Raw genomic sequence first — 17,803 nt, 5'->3', positions numbered from 1 at the left:
GTTGTGAAAAATTTCTCCATAAAAATAATACGTTACACAATAACGTTGATTCTTGTCGTGCTGGCTGTCATCGCAATCTTCAAAGCCTGGGCGTTCTATACAGAATCTCCATGGACCCGTGATGCCAAGTTTACCGCTGACGTTGTGTCCATCGCGCCCGATGTCACCGGTCTGATTACCGATGTGCCGGTGACGGATAACCAACTGGTGAAAAAAGGCCAGGTACTGTTCAAAATTGACCAGCCGCGTTACCAGCAGGCGCTGGACGAAGCGAGTGCTGACGTCGCGTATTACCAGGCGCTGGCTTCTGAGAAAAAGCGCGAGGCCGGACGTCGTGTGAAACTGGGCGTACAGGCCATGTCGCAGGAAGAAATCGATCAGGCCAATAACGTGCTGCAAACCGCTGAACATCAGCTGGCGAAAGCGCAGGCTGCACGGGATCTGGCGGTGCTGGATCTGGAACGTACCGTAGTTGTCGCACCTGCTGATGGCTGGGTGACTAACCTGACCGTTCATCCGGGCAACTACATTAACCGGGGTTCGACCGCCGTGGCGCTGGTGAAGAAAAATTCCTTCTACATTCTGGCGTATCTGGAAGAAACCAAACTGCCGGGGCTGAAAAAAGGGGATCGTGCGGAAATCACGCCGCTCGGCAGCAACCGCATTATGCACGGTACGGTCGACAGCGTAGCGGCGGCGGTGACGAACAGTTCCTCTTCTGCGGCGACCAACGGTCTGGCGACCATCGACAGCAACCTTGAATGGGTGCGTCTGGCGCAGCGTGTGCCAGTGAAAATTCTGCTTGATGACAAAGACCAGCAACATCCTTATCCGGCAGGTACCACGGCGACGGTCGTGATTACCGGCAGCCATGACCGTAAACAAGATGAAGGATCCCCGTTCCTTCGCCTCCTGCACCGTCTGAGAGAGTTTGGTTAAGGCCGGAAAGATGAATAGCGTACTTATCCCGCGCGTGCGTTTTGCCTGTAAGCTGACGTTCGCGATCCTCGGCGCACTGGTTCTCGGGTTCTATCTGCAACTCGAAACCCCGCGCTGGTCGGCCATGACTGCCGCGATCGTAACGTCGGGACCTGCGCTGGCGGCGGGTGGCGAACCCTTTGCCGGTGCTATTCGTCATCGTGGTTTTCTGCGGGTTATCGGCACCTTTATCGGCTGTATCGCGGCGCTGGTGATCGTGATTGCTACCGCCCGCGCACCGGTCGTTATGCTGCTGTTATGCTGCATCTGGGCGGGCGTGTGCACCTGGTGGTCATCGCTGGTTCGTATCGAGAACTCGTATGCGCTGGGTCTGGCTGGTTATACCGCGCTGATTATCGTGGTGACTTCCGCCAGCTCGCCTTTGCAAACTCCGCAGTTTGCGGTTGAGCGTTGCAGTGAAATCGTTATCGGGATTTGCTGCGCTATCGTCGCTGACCTGTTGTTCTCTCCCCGTTCCATCAAAAAAGATATTGACCGTGCCGTCAGTCAGCTGATGTTGGATCAGTTTGCGCTGATGCGGATTTGCGTGAATAGCGGGACGAAGGAAGAAATCGATAAGTCCTGGAATAACCTGGTGAAAAGCACTACCGCGCTGAACGGGATGCGCGGCAGTCTGATGATGGAGTCGTCGCGCTGGCAGCGGTGTAATCGTCGCCTGAAAGCGCTGCACAGCACCTCGCTGAGCATGATCACCCAGGCGTGTGAAACCTATCTGATTATGCAAAGCTCTCCGGAACGGGTCTCGCCTGAACTGAAAGCATTGTTTGCTGAACCCGCTGAAAACGTGGCGGATGTGCATCGCAGACTGAAACAATTACGCCAGATGATTACCGGCATGCACAGCGACAACGTGCTGATGACGGTCAGCGCCTGGACCGGTGCCGGAACCCGTGCGCTGTTGCTGATGAAAGGCATCCAGACCAACAGCAGTATCAGCGCCATTGAAAGCGGGGTGCTCGATGGCGAAGTGGTGGTGCGGCCTGTTTCAGCAGAACGTCACCATGCGCTGGTCAACGGCCTGAGAACCTTCACGGCGACAACCATCGGCTGCCTGATGTGGCTGTGGACCGGCTGGACGTCGGCCAGCGGCTGCGTGATTATCATCGCAGTAGTGACTTCGCTGGCGATGCGTACGCCGAACCCGAAAGGCATGGCGATGGATTTCATTATCGGCATGTTGCTGGCGATTCCGGTCGGCTCGATGATGTTTATGCTGATCATGCCCGCAACGCAGCAGAGTCTGTTCCTGCTGTGTCTGATGCTGGGGATCTTCACCTTCTTTATCGGTATCGAAGTGACCAAGCGCCGTCTCGGTATGCTCGGATTGCTGGCAGGCACCATTAATATTCTGGTGCTCAGCAATCCGATGGTTTTTAACGTCACGTCGTTTCTGGATAACGCGATGGGGCAGGCGATCGGTACGGTGATCGCGATGGCGGTGTTGCTGATTGTGCGCGACAAGTCTCGCGAGAAAACCGGGCGTACGCTGCTTAACCGCTTTATGAGCAGCGCGGTATCGGCGCTGACCACCAAAGCGTACCGGCGTCGTGAAAACCATCTTCCGGCGCTTTATCATCAGCTGAACCAGTTGCTGGTGATGTTCCCGAACGATATTGGTAAATACCGTCTGGCGCTGATGCTGATTATCGCGCACCAGCGCATGAAACTGGCAGAAGTGCCGGTGAATGATGAGCTGTCGGCATTCCACAAGAAAATCCGTAATACGGCCGATCACGTGGTCTCTGCTTCAGGTGAAGGCAAGCGCACCTATTATTATCAGCGGTTACTGAAAGAGCTGGGTGAGTATCAGGAGAAACTGGTCGAGTACGACGCACCACTGAAAGTGACCGAGCCGGTAAGGCGCCTCACTGACATGCTGCAACGTTATCAGCACGCTTTCCTGGCCTGACCGGCGGCTATTTCAGGAAAGCCTCACGGTCGCTGGCGGTGATCGGACGTAATACGCGGCAGGGTACACCTGCCGCGACCACATCCGGGGGAATGGATTTGGTCACCACACTGCCAGCCCCAATCACGCTGTTACGTCCAATCGTCACACCCGGATTGACTATCACGCCGGTGCCCAGCCAGACATTATCTTCAATGACAATCGGCAGCGAGAATTGCTGTCCGGTGATGCGGATGTCAGGATCGATGGGATGTCCGGCTGTCGCCAGGGTGACGTTCGGCGCAATCATCACGTTATTGCCGATTGTGACGGTAGCGTCATCCACTACCGTGAGATTGAAGTTAGCGTAAAAGTTGTTGCCGATATGAATATGGGTGCCATACGCGACGCGTAGCGGCGGCTCAATCCAGCCGTTCTCGCCCAGGCTACCCATCATGTCTTTCAGCATCCGCTGGCGTTTTTCTTCTTCTGACGGACGGGTCAGGTTGTAATCGTACACCCGCTCTTTTCCGGCGCGGCGTTCCTCCGGCAATCCTTCGCCCATGTCCGTATACAGCTCACCCTTATTCATCTTTTCGCGCGTCGACATATCGTGTTCCTTTGTCAGAGAATGACGGAGTAAAACCCGCAGTCTACTGACAAAGAAATATGATGTGAACGTACGACAATTTTATTGCATCAACTATGCGACACGGGTCTCGCTGCGCGGGCTGACCGGCGTGTCGTCTTCCTCGTCATCCTGCGGGATCTCCAGTTTTTCATGCCCTGACGCCACGCCCCAGTAATAGCAAACCAGCGTCACCACCACGACCAGCACCATGTCCAGCGGGCTGGATATCACCCCGGTACCGCCGTATGTGCCGAAGTAAGAGAGAATGAAAAGGGCGATGTAATAAGCCAACAACCACCACGCGCTCTGCACATCACGTTTGAAATGCTGATCTTTCTTGCCGAACAAAACGTACGCCACCCATGCGATCACCAGTATCGGGATCAGCAATTCGTTCACTGACCAGCCGCTCCAGTAAATCAGCAGGGTACTGGCGACAAACGCCAGCGGGCTAAGCAGGCCAAACACCGGCAACCGGAACGGACGTGGTAGATTTGGCAACCGTGAGCGCATAACACCAGCGTTGACCGGTCCGGGCATATAGGTGAACACGGTGGCTGACGTTACGGCACCGATCAGCCCGCCCCAGACCTGAAATTCAGACGGCAGCGTCCAGGCAATGGCCAGAATCAGCGACAGCCAGAGTGCGCCGCGCGGTACGCCCGATTTCGGATCGACTTTGGCGAAAATCGAGAACAGATGGCCGTTCTTTGCCCAGGCAAACAGCACGCGGGAAGCTCCGGCGAGATAGATATTCCCGGTCCCTGCCGGAGAAATGACGGCGTCGATCAGGATCAGGTTAATCAGCCAGGTAATGCCCAGACTTCGCGCCAGATCGGCATACGGCGACTGGAAAATAGTTTTCAGCCCGACCCAGCCATGTGCGCTGAGGATGTCGGTGGGCACCGCGCCCATAAAGGCGAACTGCAACAGAATGTAGATCACGAAGCTGATGCCAATGGCCAGCATGATGGCGATCGGGATATTGCGCTGCGGGTTTTTCGCCTCGCTGGCGAAATCCACCGCCTGACGGAATCCGAGGTACGCAAACACAATGCCAGCGCCGGTCAGCGACGAGAAGATGCCGTGCACGCCGCCCGGTGCGGTGCCCGGTACGCTCAGGTTACCGCCGTGGAAATAGCCGAACAGCGTCACAATCACCATCAGGGGGACGATGAATTTGAAGGTCGTAATAATGGTGTTGATGCGACCGAAGAAACTGACGCTCCAGTAGTTAAGCAGGAAGAAACCCACCAGCAGAACGATTTGCATCACAAAGCCGAGACCGGTCGGGCTGCCGTCGGTCTGGCCAAGCGCGGGCCACCAGTACATCGCATACTGACGCACGGCTTCCACTTCCACGCCAGCAGTACTGGTATACGCCAGCAGCGAACTTACGCCGATGACAAAACCCACCACATTACCGTGCGTGTAATTCGGATAACGGACAAAACCCCCGGCACGCGGAATGGCGGCGGCAAGCTCGGCGAACACCAGCCCGATCAGCAGCACCATCACGGCGCCCAGCAGCCACGCCCAGCCGGTTAATCCACCCGCATAGCCGGAACTGGTCAGCGCCGCATAGAGCCATCCTGAACCGATCATGGAACCGACACCAAGTAAGGTCAGATCCACCAGTCCTAATTTCTTTTTCAAAGTCCCCTGAGTCATAGGATCCTCTTTAGGGTTGAAGAGTTGGGAAGACGGCAGAAGCCTTCACTGCCAAAAAGGGAATTTGCACCAGCGCCCGGATTGCGCGGTCGGAAGGTATTGAGCATGAACCATGCCAGTAATCTGATTTGCATCACATTGCGCCGCTGCGGGCGAAAATCACACCGTGCTTATGGTTTGCATGCTATCTGATGGCGCAAAAAGATCGCGCAGTGGTCACGCGATGCACCTGCGTGGGGCAGGAAAAGCATCAGTGTTGTGCGGGTATTTTCCGTAATATCAGCAGAAATGTCCTGTGTAACTGAATGTTACAAGCACAGAACGCTGAAGGCTCGGTGCCGTCGTTCGGATTTTTAGCGTCTATACTTACTGCAATATCCCGTTTTGAACGGCATAAATCAGGAGGATCCTCATGTCAGCCCAACCTCATAAACTCTCCACGCATCCATTATTTAAGACCGGCTATTTTGCCGGTGGTAAATGGCTTAAAGCCAAAGAAACCTTTGATGTGCTGGATCCGGCAACCGGCGATGTGGTCGCCAAAGTCGCCAAAGCCGGAAAGGCGGAAACGCAAGCTGCAGTAAAGGCGGCCAGTGACGCATTCCCCGAATGGCGCAAAACCACTGCGAAAGCGCGTTCTGAAATCTTGCATCGCTGGTATGAACTGATGCTGGAAAATAAGCAGTTTCTGGGCGAGCTGATGGTTGCCGAGCAGGGCAAACCGCTGAAAGAGGCACTGGGCGAAGTCGATTACGCCGCCAGCTACCTGCAATGGTTCAGCGAAGAGGCCAAACGCGCTAACGGAGAAATCATTCCTCCGGCCAAATCCGGCTCACGCATTCTGGCGACCCGCGAACCGGTCGGCGTGGTGGCGGCCATCACGCCGTGGAATTTCCCGCTGGCGATGCTCACCCGTAAACTGGGTCCGGCGCTGGCGGCAGGCTGTACCGGTCTCATCAAACCGGCCAGTAACACGCCGCTGTCGGCGTTCGCCTTGTTGCAACTGGCGCAGGATGCCGGGGTTCCGGACGGTGTGATCAATGGCGTGGCCGGTGACACCGGTGCCATCAGCGACGTGATTATGACCAGCAATGCGGTACGTAAAGTCTCCTTTACCGGCTCGACGGAAATCGGCAAAACGCTGGTGCGTAACAGCGCCGACACCATGAAAAAGGTGTCGATGGAACTGGGTGGCAATGCGCCGTATATCGTGTTTGACGATGCCGACATTGAGGCGGCGGTGAAGGGCGCGATCACTTGTAAATTCCGCAATACCGGCCAGGTCTGCGTGTGCATCAATCGTATTTATGTGCAGGAGGGCGTGTACGAGGCGTTTACCTCGCGGCTGGTGGAAGAAGTACGCAAGCTGAAAGTCGGCAACGGCATGGACGAAGGCGTCATTGTCGGGCCGCTGATTGATATCAAAGGACTGGAGAAAGTTGAAGAGCACGTCAAGGACGCGCTGGAGAAAGGTGGACGCCTGATGGAGGGCGGACAGCGCCACAAACTCGGTGGCAACTTCTTCCAGCCGACGGTCATTATTGATGCCACTGATGACATGAAAGTGGCGCATGAAGAAACCTTCGGTCCGCTGGCGGCCTGTTTCCGTTTCAAAACGGAAGAGGAAGTGATTAAACGCGCCAACGACACGCCTTTCGGGCTGGCAGCGTATTTCTATAGCCAGAATCTTCAACGTATTTTCCGGGTCGCGGATGCTATTGAGAGCGGGATGATTGGCATTAATGAATGTGCGATTTCCAACGAAGCCGCGCCATTTGGCGGCGTAAAAGAATCTGGCCTGGGACGTGAAGGTTCGGTGCTGGGGCTGGAAGAATATTTGCAGGTGAAAACGCTGCATTTAGGGAATCTTTAAGTCAGCTTTCCAGAAGTTACTTTTTAAGAAACAATAAACAGAAACAGACTCATTCCGGCTAAACACAAAGGACGTCAATGAAGGCATTTAACGGGCGGTGTGTGCGCAATCTGATGATGGCCGCCGTGTTTTTCGGGCTGTGCGGTGTCGCGGGGCAGGTTGTCGCGAAAACGACATATAATCAGGGCACAATAGTTCCGGGCACCGATGAACAAACGGTGATCGGCTATTTACGCCAGAACCATAAATTGCCTGAAAATTACATCACCAAGAAAAAGGCGCGGGAAGCCGGCTGGGATGCCCGTTCCGGGAATTTATGTGATGTCTTGCCGGGCAAAGCCATCGGTGGTGACCGCTTCTCAAACCGGGAAGGACGTTTGCCTTCGGCATACAAAAGGGTGTGGCGCGAAGCGGATATTAACTATCGCTGCGGGCGTCGCGGTGCTGACCGCGTGTTGTTTGCCAGCGACGGGCTGATTTATGTCAGTAAAGACCATTATCAGAACTTCGTTCGGGTGGAGTGATGTCGATGAATAAAGTGAGCTTCGATTTTAATCACATCCCGGATTTACCCGCATTCTACCGCGAGTTTGTCCGTCAGTTTGCACTGACTGACAGCTTCGGCGCGAATCTGGACGCACTCTGGGATGAGGTAACGGGCGGGATTACACTGCCGGTTGAGATAGATTTCATTAATCTGAATGCCAGCCGTAAACGCCGTTTCGGCGCGCTGATTCTGTTGTTTGAAGAAGCGGAGGAAGAACTGGAAGGCGAGTTGCGGCTTAATCTGCTGGAGAAACCCGCAGTAAAGGCTAAAGGCTGAAAAGAAAAAACCCGCCATTTTCTGTTAAGTAAAAAGGCGGGTTTTTGTTTTTTTATTCCTGACCTTCAGCCAGTTCGCGCAGATACTGAAAAATCTGGCGGTAAGATTTCGGCGGCTTGTTAGTGGCTTTCTCTTTCTGTGCGTTACGGATCAGTGCGCGCAGTTGCTGGCGATCGGCTTCAGGATACAATTCCAGTACCGGCGGGATCGCATCATCACCTTCTTCAACCAGACGGTCACGCAGCATTTCCAGTTTATGGAACAGCGAAATCTGCTGGTTATGGCGGTTTTTCAGCTTATCCAGCGCGGTCTGGATCGGTTCAACATCGCGGGAACGCAGCATTTTACCGATCAGCTGTAACTGGCGGCGGCGGCCTTCTTTCTTGATCTTCTGCGCTAAGTCGATCGCTGCGCGCAGATCGTCGTCCAGCGGCAGTTTGTCCAGCGAGTTTTTACCCAGTTCAACCATTTCTGCACCGAGATCTTTCAGCGCCTCGGCGTCACGTTTAATTTCACTTTTACTGACCCAGATGATTTCTTCATCATCTTCGTTCTCGTTGGTTTCGGGAACGTCGTCGTGCCAGTCGTCAATTTTCTTTGTCATGGGCGCTTCCTCTTAACGAGGTAATCCTGTCAGTTTGATTGTGCTTTATTGCTTTGGCGGCATTATGCAGGGTTATGCCGCATACATCCATGTTCTGTTGCAACTTTGGGCATAACAACGCCGGAGTGAATGCGAAATTGTGGCGAGTCTCTGTTAGACTCAAAGATAAGACTTTCTGTATATCAGTGTAGAACAATCCCTTTTATCTCATAAGCGATGGCATGCCGATGAACGTAGTGAATCAAGTAGCGCAGCAGCGTAAGACTCTGGAACAGGCCGTATCTCAGGCACTGGAACTGGCGAAAGCCGGTTCAGATGCTGCAGAAGTGGCGGTCAGCAAAACCACCGGTATCGGCGTCAGCACCCGTTTTGGCGAAGTCGAGAATGTGGAATTCAACAGCGACGGCGCACTGGGCATCACCGTTTATTATCAGAACCGTAAAGGCAGTGCGTCTTCCACCGATTTAAGCCCGGACGCTATTTCCCGCACCGTGCAGGCGGCGCTGGATATTGCCCGTTACACGTCGCCGGATCCGTTCGCGGGCGTGGCCGATAAAGAGATGCTGGCGTTCGATGCGCCGGACCTGGATTTATTCCACCCGGAAGAGCTGGATCCGGATCGCAGCATCGAACTGGCCGCACGTGCTGAACAGGCGGCGTTGCAGGCTGACAAGCGTATCACCAATACCGAAGGTGGCAGTTTCAACAGCCATTACGGTATCCGCGTTTTCGGTAACAGCCATGGCATGTTGCAAAGCTATTGCTCGACGCGTCATTCGATTTCCGCCTCAGTGATTGCCGAACACGAAGGCGACATGGAGCGCGATTACGCCTACTCCATCGCCCGTAAAATGAGCGATCTGAAAGACCCTGAATGGGTCGGCGCAGAGTGCGCCCGCCGCACCTTGTCACGTCTGGCGCCGCGCAAATTACCGACCATGCAGGCCCCGGTATTGTTCGCTTCTGAAGTGGCGACCGGCCTGTTCGGGCATCTGGTGGGGGCGATCAGCGGTGGCAGCATTTACCGTAAATCGTCTTTCCTGCTCGACAGCCTCGGCAAGCAAATTTTGCCGGAGTGGCTGACCATTGAAGAACATCCGCACCTGTTGCAGGGGCTGGCTTCCACGCCATTCGACAGCGAAGGTGTGCGCACCGAGCGTCGTGATATCGTCAAAGACGGGGTGCTGCAAAACTGGCTGATGACCTGCTATTCCGCGCGTAAGCTCGGTCTGCAAACCACTGGTCACGCGGGCGGCATTCACAACTGGCGCATCGCCGGTCAGGGCGATGATTTCGCCGGAATGCTGCGTAAGCTCGATAAAGGCCTGGTCGTCACCGAACTGATGGGGCAGGGCGTCAGTGGTGTTACCGGCGATTACTCCCGTGGCGCGGCAGGTTTCTGGGTCGAGAATGGCGAGATCCAGTATCCGGTAAGCGAAATCACCATTGCCGGTAATCTGAAAGACATGTGGCGCAATATGGTCGCCATTGGCAGCGACATCGAAACCCGCAGCAATATCCAGTGCGGTTCCGTGCTGTTACCGGCAATGAAAATCGCTGGCGAATAACCCTCCTTAAAGCAGCGGTCGCCCGATCGCTGCTTTAATTCTTTACAAAAAATTCATCCCGTTTTTCTCTCTCTCAGCCTATTTTTATAAAGCCTTACAAGCAATGTCGTTTTATCTAATAAACAAATAACAATAGAGAGATAGTTCATGCGTAAACAACTGATGGCGTTAGCGGTGATAGCCATGCTCGGCAGCAGCACGGCAGCACTGGCAGCAGATTTAGAAACGGACATGGATAAAATTGCTGATAACTACGGCAAGGTGTTGAAAACCAGCGATCAGGCCGAACTGACCACCGGTCTGGCAAACATGAAAGCGGCTGCCGAGGACGCGAAAAAAGCCACACCACCGAAACTGAAAGGCAAAGCGCCGGACAGCCCTGAAATGCAGGATTACCACAAAGGGCTGGATACACTGATCGGCCAGATTGATAAAGCTTCCGCTTTAGCCAAAGCAGGCAAAGTGGATGAAGCGAAGAAAGAAGCTGAAGGGTTTAAGGCTACGCGTAACGAGAATCATAAGAAGTTTAAGTAGGCAGATGACCGGTGTCTGAGCGGCATTCTCAATGCTGAGGGCGCTGAGGGCGCTGAGAGCGGTGAAAATTTCGGTTTCTCAAACGCGGTGATCACTCGGTCTTTCGCGCCGAAACCGACCAAAGAGGGCTAAGACGAGCCCTCTTTGGAATCTCCACGTCTTAAACTGCGCGCTTCGCTCGCTGGCTCTGTTTCAGGTACCACCGCGACAGGCTGGAAATCTTGCCGCTGCGCGGTGCCTTCCTTTCGGGATTGCAGCCTAAGGTCTGCAACCTCTCACTCAGCAAGATTTCTGAATCGCCCGCAGGATCTTAAATTCAACGGCAGATTATTTGTATCTTCTAGATAGGTTTATTGGCGTGCTCAAAAATGGCACCGAATGAACGGCTCGAGACCTATGGCTCGAAGCCTGAAATGAGGGAATCGCGCAGCGATGACATTTTGCGCCACTCACCGATGCAGCAGAACATGTCCGTTGTGCCAGCGACAGCGCGCAGTAAAAAGCGGAGGGAGATCCAAGAGGGAGAAAGCACTTCTCCCTCTTGGGCGGTTTCGGCGCTGCGAGTCAAGCGATCACCGCACGTGAGAAACCGAAACTTTCTCAGTATTTAGTAAAGCAGTGCAGCGGTTTCTGCATATGAGAAACCGAAACTTTCGCAGTATTCAATGAGGCCGCCATTGCAGCGGCTTCTGCAAAAGAAAACCCTTAACGACGCAATTCCCCCGCCGCCTCCGGCTGATACAACAGTTCCAGCACTTCAATCCGGCTGTTCTCGCCATTCGGCATTTCCCACGTGATACTTCCGCCTGTGCGCAGCCCCAGCAGGGCAGCCCCCAGTGGGGCCATCACGGACAGCTGTTCTTTACTGTCTTTTAGCGCTGCGGGATACACCAGCGTTCGGATATGTTCTTCGCCGTCTTTACCTTCTGTAAAGCGCACCTTGCTGTTCATCGTGACCACGTCGGCGGGGATTTGCTCGGGCGGCAAAATCTCTGCGCGATCTAACTCTTCGTTCAGTGCATCGGCGACCGGGGTGTTGGCAAAGGCCGGTTGTGCCAGCAGTGTATCCAGGCGTTCTGCGTCAAGTTCGTTGATGATCAGTATCGGTTTACTCATAACATTCTCCGTGGTTCCTTTTGCATCACCCGCTTCATGCGGGTGGGGTGCCGGTCGGCAAAAAATAACACCCCCGCGGGTAAGCGCGGGGGTGTCGGGAATTTGCGTGTGTTCTTTGATACTAGGCATTCTTAAGCAGAAATGAAAGCATTGCGAGGTAATTAATCCGCATTGCGAAAATTCCGATTACCAGTGAAATACGCTGCTACAAACCGAAATATTCAGTGATATAACGACTTAACTTTTCGTTTTGCGAATTGGATCTGCTCAGCGCACCGTATTTCCACTTCGAACTGGAAAAAGATCCTCTACACAGGAAATCTGCGCGGGGTTAGGGTAAAGACAGACGAAATAAATGGCTGAAAATAGTGAGTCAGGCAAGGAGAGAGGTAATCGCGAGTGAATAACGCAAGCGCATCTGTGAATGGGACCGGGCGGATTGAATTGAAAGATGCTGCGGCGATAACAGAGCAAGTATTAAAGGATATTCAGGCGATGCAAAGTGCGAAGAATATCTATACCACCGATGTTCAGTTGCAGATGTTAACGTCACACGTTAAAGCCATGGTATTACGCTCAATTACCGGCGAGCCGTTGCCTGAAGTCGAAAAAGATTTATTTGATGAAATCTCTGCTGAGTCCATGCAAATGGCAGAGGACGTGGTCAGCTGGTTTGGAAACTTACCGATTGAGGAAGCGTATTTACTCTCGGTACATTTCGAAGTCGCAAGAGATAACGAACCTAAATAACCTTTTACTGAAAATTTAACGAATTAATTATCCGGAGATGTGAATGATGGGACAAGTATTAGTGGTGATCGGTGACCGTTTAGGAAAAGGCCAGAAAGTGGCAGCCGGCGTGGAAGCGGCTGGCGGGAAAGCCGTCGTTGTCCCGGGTATGGCAGCAGATATGAAACTCGGTGACGTGATGAAAGCAGAAGGTGCGACCTTTGGTATTTCTTTCTGCGGCAGTGGAGGTGCCGGTGCGATTACCGCACAAAACAAATACGGATATAAAGCTAAGTACGGGATGCGTTCAGTGGATGAAGGTGTCACGGCAATTAACGAAGGCTGTTTAGTATTAGGGTTCGGATTTATGGATAAAGAAGAACTGGGTCAGCGTCTGGTTGAAGCTTATAACAAGAAGTATGGTCAGGCGTAATGAAGCAACAATTAACCACGACAGTTCGGGTTGAAGGAAAGGGCGAAAATAAGGCTGCCGCCTTTTCTTCCGCACTGAGTCAGGTTCAGAGAACGGTTCTCAAATCGTCTGCCAATAATGTCTTACTGCGTATAGAACCGCAGGACGTCAGGATAATAAAGGCAGAAGAGTCAGTCAAAAGAGAAAAGTTTCTGTTCTTTTTTCTGGCCAGGGAAAGAAAGAGTTATTACGTGGCGTTAGACATTACCGTCAACCTGACTGTTATTAATACGGAACAGGTAGTTTTTGTCACGAAATAAAAACGTTAGCTATAAATGACAAGGATATACTGATGTTTTTAATTATTTTATTTAAGTCGCTTATTATCGGCGGACTGGTTGGCGTGGGCGTAGGTGCGGGGGCCGCACGTATGTTCCATGCCCCCACCGTGCAAGGAATGGGGGCTTTTCGTACGCTTGGGGAATTAAACTCCTGTGAAGGCGATCCGGCTTCGCATTTCTCATTTGGTCTGGGCTTCTTCTTTAACGCCTGGGCTTCTTCCGTGGCGGCAGGTTCTTTCACCCAGGACGTTGACCACCGCATCATTCCCCACTGGGCAACCGCTGCCCTGATGTTTAAAAACCGCAATGTGGCTGAAACCATGCATGACCCGCGCAAGATGGCGATTGCAGGCGGCATCATCGGCATGATTGTGGTCGCCTTCCTCAACACTACCGCGTCTGCGGTGCCTGCGGCGTTGCAGGTCACGGCAATCAAAGTGCTGGTGCCTGCGGCCAACCTGTTGGTGAACACCGTGATGCCGGTGATTTTCTGGCTGGCGGCGATCGATGCAGGACGTCGTTCCGGTTTCTGGGCCACTATTTTTGGTGGTCTGGCGCAGATGATCATGGGTAACGCCGTACCGGGTCTGGTGCTGGGTATCCTGATCGGTAAAGGCGTCGAAGAAAGCGGCTGGAACCACGTCACCAAAGTGATGATGGCGGCGATTATCGCGCTGTTCGTCCTCAGCGGTTTCTTCCGTGGCTTCGACGTCAAACTGTTGCAGTCATTCATGCTGGACGTCCCGACATGGCTGAACGGCATTCACAATTCACTCAGCGGCAAGTAAGAGGAACATGACAATGGAAGAACAAGCCAAACGTGGTTTCTGGTACGCCGAGTGGTCGTTCCCGATTTTTGTCGGACTGCTGTCTTCCGGTGTTTTCGCCGGGACACACATGTATTACCTGTACGGCATCGGTGCGTTTAACGAAGTGGCGTTTGTATCAATGCTGCGTTCCGGCATGGATACCGGCGTGTACGGCGCCGTGGCGGCCTTCGGTGCCAGCTTTCTGTTTGCCCGCATCATCGAAGGTTCGCTGGTCGGTATTCTCGATATCGGCGGTGCGATCCAGACCGGTATCGGCCTGGGCGTCCCGGCAATGTTGCTCGGCGCGGGGATTATCTTCCCGGTGGCGAACTTCGCGGCCTCGCTGGTAACCGGCCTGATCCTCGGGTTAGCCGTCGGTTACATCATCATTCTGGCACGTAAATTCACCATCAATCAGAGCAATTCTACCTACGGCGCTGACGTGATGATGGGCGCGGGTAATGCCTCCGGCCGCTTCCTCGGGCCGTTGATTATCCTGTCGGCAATGGCGGCATCGATTCCTATCGGTCTGGGCTCGCTGATTGGCGCACTGGGTTTCTATCTGTGGCAAAAACCGATTACCGGTGGTGCCATTCTCGGCGCAATGGTGCTGGGCGCTGTCTTCCCGGTTTCACTGTAAGAACGCAGTAGTACAGAAGAAAAGCTGCAGTAAACGGGCGTCAGGAACACTCCTGACGCCCGAGATTATGGAGAACGTCGTATGTATGACTTAATCATCCGGCAGGCATTACGCGCAGACGGCAGCCTGACTGATATTGCAATCCGCGACGGCAAATTCGCCGCCATTGGCACGTTGCCCTGCGGTGCCACCGCCCGCCAGACTCTCGATCTTCAGGGCAAGGTTTACGCCAGCGCGGGATGGATCGACTCCCATGTTCACTGTTATCCCAAATCGCCGATTTATCATGACGACGCCGATCTGATTGGTGTGGCCTGCGGTGTCACCACCGTGGCCGATGCGGGCAGTACCGGCGCGAATGATGTCGACGATTTCTATCAGATTACCCGCGAGGCGAAAACCAACGTCTACGCGTTTCTCAATATCGCCCGCACCGGCATTGTCACGCAGAACGAACTGGCGGATATGGCCCAGATCGACAAGGTCGGCGTGCGTGACGCCATCGCGCGAAATCCCGGTTTTATCATTGGCATCAAAGCGCGCATGAGCAGCAGTGTGGTCGGCCAGAACGGCATTAAACCACTGGTGCGCGCCAAAGAAATTCAGCAGGAAAACGATGACCTGCCCCTGATGGTGCATATCGGTAATAATCCGCCGAACCTCGACGAAATCGCAGATTTACTGACCTCAGGCGACATCATTACCCACTGCTATAACGGCAAGCCGAACCGTATTCTCTCGCCGGAAGGCGTGCTGCGTGATTCCGTTAAGCGGGCGCTCAGCCGTGGCGTGCTGCTGGATGTCGGTCACGGCACCGCGAGTTTCAGCTTTGAAGTGGCAGAGCTGGCCATTAAGCAGGGCATTTTGCCGCACACCATCAGCTCCGATATTTATTGCCGCAACCGCATGAACGGGCCGGTGCACAGCCTGGCGACGGTGATGTCGAAATTCTTCAGCGTCGGCATGACATTGCCGCAGGTGATTGATTGCGTCACCTCGCACGCCGCTGATGCGCTGCGTCTTCCTGCCAAAGGCCGTCTGGAAGTCGGTGCTGACGCCGATCTGACCCTGTTTGAACGCCGTCAGGCGCCGCAGGTGTTTATCGATTCCGAAGGACAGTCCGTGAAGGGCGAAAGTTTGCTGGTGCCTCTGGCCGCTGTGGTCGCGGGCGTCACTCTGTTAACCGAAGAAGGGAAATCTGCTCATGTCTTCTGAACAATCGCTGTATGAAAAGTACCAGTTAAAACAAGTCATTAATGCTTCCGGTCGTATGACAGCGCTGGGCGTTTCCACGCCGCGTGAAGAAGTCGCAGCAGTGGTGAATACCGGTCTGAATCATTACTTTGAGATGAAAGATCTGGTGAACAAAACCGGCGCTTACATCGCGAAACTGCTAAACGTCGAAAACGCGGTGGTGGTTTCCTGCGCTTCTGCCGGGATCGCGCAATCTGTGGCGGCGGTGATCGTCAAAGATGACGCCTGGCTGCTGGAAAACCTGCACGCCGCGCCACTGGAAATCCCGCACGATATCGTTCTGCCAAAAGGCCATAACGTGAATTTCGGTGCACCGGTCGCGACCATGGTGACGATGGGCGGCGGCAAGGTGGTAGAAGCCGGTTATGCCAACGAATGTTCTGCCGCACAACTCGCGGCCTGCATCACCCCGCGTACCGCTGCAATCATGTACATAAAATCGCACCACTCAGTGCAGAAAAGCATTTTGTCGGTTGCGGAAGCCGCTGAAGTGGCGCGTGCGCATAATCTGCCGCTGATCGTCGATGCCGCCGCAGAAGAAGACCTGACCTGTTATTACGAGATGGGTGCGGATCTGGTGATTTACAGTGGCGCGAAGGCCATCGAAGGGCCGACCAGCGGGCTGGTGCTCGGCAAAAAACAGTATGTCGAATGGGTAAAACTGCAATCGGGCGGGATTGGTCGTGCGATGAAGGTCGGCAAAGAAGGCATTCTTGGCCTGACGCAGGCCATCGAAAGCTACATCACCTTGCCGAAAACCACCGGGCAGGAAATGGTCGACAAGATGACGCCATTTATCGCCAGCCTGAATGAAATCAGCGGTGTCACCGGACGCGTGGTCTGGGACAGCGCCGGACGTGATATTGCCCGTACGGAAATCACTTTCGATGAAGCGGTACTGGGCTGGAAAACCAAAGCCATTGTGGACGCCATGAAAAACGGCGATATCGCGATTTATTTCCGTGGCTACCGCGCCAACGAAGGCAAGATCGAAGTCGATGTGCGCAGCGTGACGCCGCCGCAGCTCGCCATCGTCGCACAACGTTTTAAACAACTTTTCAGCGGAGACAAAGCATGAAGCTGACCCCAAATTTCTACCGTGACCGCGTGTGTCTGAATGTTCTTGCCGGTTCTAAAGACAATGCCCGTGATATCTATGAAGCGGCAGAAGGTCATGTACTGGTCGGTGTGCTTTCCAAAAATTATCCAGACGTTGCGAGTGCGGTGGCGGACATGAAAGAGTATGCCGCATTGATTGAAAACGCGTTGTCTGTCGGTTTAGGCGCGGGCGATCCGCGTCAGTCTTTGATGGTCAGCCAGATTTCAGCGCAGGTTCAGCCGCAGCACGTCAATCAGGTCTTTACCGGCGTCGGTACCAGCCGTGGAATGCTTGGACAAAACGACAGTGTGGTCAACGGTCTGATTTCACCCACCGGAAAAGTCGGTTTCGTGAAAATCAATACCGGACCACTGAGTTCTGCTTCTGCGGACGCCATCGTGCCGGTGGAAACCGCCATTGCGCTGCTGAAAGATATGGGCGGCAGCTCGGTTAAATATTTCCCGATGGGTGGCCTGAAAACCCGTGATGAATTCGCTGTCGTGGCCCGTGCCTGTGCGGAACAGGATTTCTGGCTGGAACCGACCGGTGGTATCGATTTAGAAAACTTTGAGCCGATTATGGAAATCGCGCTGGCGGCGGGCGTCACTAAAATCATCCCGCATATCTACAGCTCGATTATCGACAGCGCCACCGGTAACACCCGTCCTGACGATGTGAAAACCCTGCTGGCCAGCGTCAAAAAGCTGGTGGGCTGAAGGTTCTGACCTTTCCTGCGCGGTAAGCCGTCCGGGCACACTGATGTTGTTACCGGATGGCAAATATATTTACGCAATCAATCAACGAAGCGATAA

19 protein-coding genes are annotated in these 17,803 nt (G+C 54.0%); 15 read left to right on the top strand and 4 right to left on the bottom strand.

Going from position 1 to position 17,803, the window contains the following annotated elements:
* Window positions 1-3 precede the first annotated feature (3 nt).
* Both aaeA and aaeB read left to right on the top strand, forming a co-directional pair.
* Entirely contained in the window at window positions 4-939 is a 936-nt protein-coding gene (gene aaeA / locus AACU55_RS23915) for a p-hydroxybenzoic acid efflux pump subunit AaeA (RefSeq protein WP_013577282.1), read from the top strand.
* A 10-nt stretch (window positions 940-949) separates the two neighbouring features.
* Window positions 950-2,908: a p-hydroxybenzoic acid efflux pump subunit AaeB gene (gene aaeB / locus AACU55_RS23910; protein WP_013577281.1), complete on the top strand. Its 1,959-nt coding sequence runs from the start codon at window positions 950-952 to the stop codon at window positions 2,906-2,908.
* A 7-nt stretch (window positions 2,909-2,915) separates the two neighbouring features.
* On the opposite strand, the gene AACU55_RS23905 is transcribed toward aaeB, so the two are convergent.
* On the bottom strand, window positions 2,916-3,497 hold the full coding sequence (locus AACU55_RS23905) for a maltose acetyltransferase domain-containing protein (protein ID WP_134706253.1): 582 nt from the start codon (window positions 3,495-3,497) through the stop codon (window positions 2,916-2,918).
* Window positions 3,498-3,590: 93 nt separating this feature from the next.
* Window positions 3,591-5,189, bottom strand: a complete 1,599-nt coding sequence (locus AACU55_RS23900; RefSeq protein ID WP_037035018.1) for an APC family permease — start codon at window positions 5,187-5,189, stop codon at window positions 3,591-3,593.
* A 412-nt stretch (window positions 5,190-5,601) separates the two neighbouring features.
* Between AACU55_RS23900 and AACU55_RS23895 the strand changes: the two genes are divergently transcribed.
* The 3 genes from AACU55_RS23895 (at window position 5,602) to AACU55_RS23885 (ending at window position 7,885) form a co-directional block, all read left to right on the top strand.
* Window positions 5,602-7,062: an NAD-dependent succinate-semialdehyde dehydrogenase gene (locus AACU55_RS23895; protein WP_134706252.1), complete on the top strand. Its 1,461-nt coding sequence runs from the start codon at window positions 5,602-5,604 to the stop codon at window positions 7,060-7,062.
* A 77-nt stretch (window positions 7,063-7,139) separates the two neighbouring features.
* Window positions 7,140-7,586, top strand: coding sequence for a ribonuclease domain-containing protein (locus tag AACU55_RS23890; protein WP_013577278.1), 447 nt, complete (start codon window positions 7,140-7,142; stop codon window positions 7,584-7,586).
* Between the two features lie 5 nt (window positions 7,587-7,591).
* Window positions 7,592-7,885: a barstar family protein gene (locus tag AACU55_RS23885; RefSeq protein WP_134706316.1), complete on the top strand. Its 294-nt coding sequence runs from the start codon at window positions 7,592-7,594 to the stop codon at window positions 7,883-7,885.
* Between the two features lie 52 nt (window positions 7,886-7,937).
* On the opposite strand, the gene yjgA is transcribed toward AACU55_RS23885, so the two are convergent.
* Complete coding sequence (yjgA, locus tag AACU55_RS23880) at window positions 7,938-8,489, bottom strand: ribosome biogenesis factor YjgA (RefSeq protein ID WP_013577276.1); 552 nt, start codon at window positions 8,487-8,489, stop codon at window positions 7,938-7,940.
* Between the two features lie 227 nt (window positions 8,490-8,716).
* On the opposite strand from yjgA, the gene pmbA reads away from it, so the two are divergent.
* Window positions 8,717-10,057 carry a metalloprotease PmbA gene (pmbA, locus tag AACU55_RS23875; protein WP_015690526.1) on the top strand — a complete coding sequence of 447 codons (1,341 nt, stop codon included), beginning with the start codon at window positions 8,717-8,719 and terminating at the stop codon, window positions 10,055-10,057.
* Between the two features lie 147 nt (window positions 10,058-10,204).
* Complete coding sequence (gene cybC / locus AACU55_RS23870; RefSeq protein WP_134706251.1) at window positions 10,205-10,591, top strand: cytochrome b562; 387 nt, start codon at window positions 10,205-10,207, stop codon at window positions 10,589-10,591.
* Window positions 10,592-11,296: 705 nt separating this feature from the next.
* Here cybC and rnk read toward each other — a convergent pair.
* Complete coding sequence (gene rnk, locus AACU55_RS23865) at window positions 11,297-11,707, bottom strand: nucleoside diphosphate kinase regulator (RefSeq protein ID WP_013577272.1); 411 nt, start codon at window positions 11,705-11,707, stop codon at window positions 11,297-11,299.
* A 399-nt stretch (window positions 11,708-12,106) separates the two neighbouring features.
* On the opposite strand from rnk, the gene AACU55_RS23860 reads away from it, so the two are divergent.
* The 8 genes from AACU55_RS23860 (at window position 12,107) to dagF (ending at window position 17,707) form a co-directional block, all read left to right on the top strand.
* The gene (locus AACU55_RS23860; RefSeq protein WP_112151049.1) at window positions 12,107-12,457 is read left to right on the top strand and encodes a PRD domain-containing protein; all 351 of its coding nucleotides are present in this window, start codon (window positions 12,107-12,109) and stop codon (window positions 12,455-12,457) included.
* Between the two features lie 46 nt (window positions 12,458-12,503).
* Complete coding sequence (locus AACU55_RS23855) at window positions 12,504-12,869, top strand: SFCGS family glycine-rich protein (protein WP_037035119.1); 366 nt, start codon at window positions 12,504-12,506, stop codon at window positions 12,867-12,869.
* A complete protein-coding gene (locus tag AACU55_RS23850) occupies window positions 12,869-13,168 on the top strand; it encodes a DUF4312 family protein (RefSeq protein WP_037035025.1) in 300 nt (99 codons plus the stop codon). Before AACU55_RS23855 ends, AACU55_RS23850 begins: the two co-directional genes overlap by 1 nt.
* Window positions 13,169-13,200: 32 nt before the next feature.
* A complete protein-coding gene (locus tag AACU55_RS23845) occupies window positions 13,201-13,977 on the top strand; it encodes a DUF4311 domain-containing protein (protein ID WP_037035026.1) in 777 nt (258 codons plus the stop codon).
* Window positions 13,978-13,990: 13 nt separating this feature from the next.
* Window positions 13,991-14,638: a DUF4310 family protein gene (locus AACU55_RS23840; protein WP_013577267.1), complete on the top strand. Its 648-nt coding sequence runs from the start codon at window positions 13,991-13,993 to the stop codon at window positions 14,636-14,638.
* Window positions 14,639-14,719: 81 nt separating this feature from the next.
* A complete protein-coding gene (locus tag AACU55_RS23835) occupies window positions 14,720-15,853 on the top strand; it encodes an amidohydrolase/deacetylase family metallohydrolase (protein WP_134706250.1) in 1,134 nt (377 codons plus the stop codon).
* Window positions 15,843-16,970 (top strand): DgaE family pyridoxal phosphate-dependent ammonia lyase, encoded by a 1,128-nt coding sequence (locus AACU55_RS23830; protein ID WP_134706249.1) that lies wholly within the window; start codon window positions 15,843-15,845, stop codon window positions 16,968-16,970. Before AACU55_RS23835 ends, AACU55_RS23830 begins: the two co-directional genes overlap by 11 nt.
* Window positions 16,967-17,707, top strand: a complete 741-nt coding sequence (gene dagF / locus AACU55_RS23825) for a 2-dehydro-3-deoxy-phosphogluconate aldolase (RefSeq protein WP_037035034.1) — start codon at window positions 16,967-16,969, stop codon at window positions 17,705-17,707. Before AACU55_RS23830 ends, dagF begins: the two co-directional genes overlap by 4 nt.
* Window positions 17,708-17,803 lie beyond the last annotated feature (96 nt).

The organism is Rahnella sp. CJA17(1/100), assembly GCF_963881615.1.
Classification (GTDB): Bacteria; Pseudomonadota; Gammaproteobacteria; order Enterobacterales; family Enterobacteriaceae; genus Rahnella; species Rahnella aceris.
Note: the sequence above shows the minus strand (reverse complement) of the source record. Positions and strands in the feature narration are given on the sequence as shown.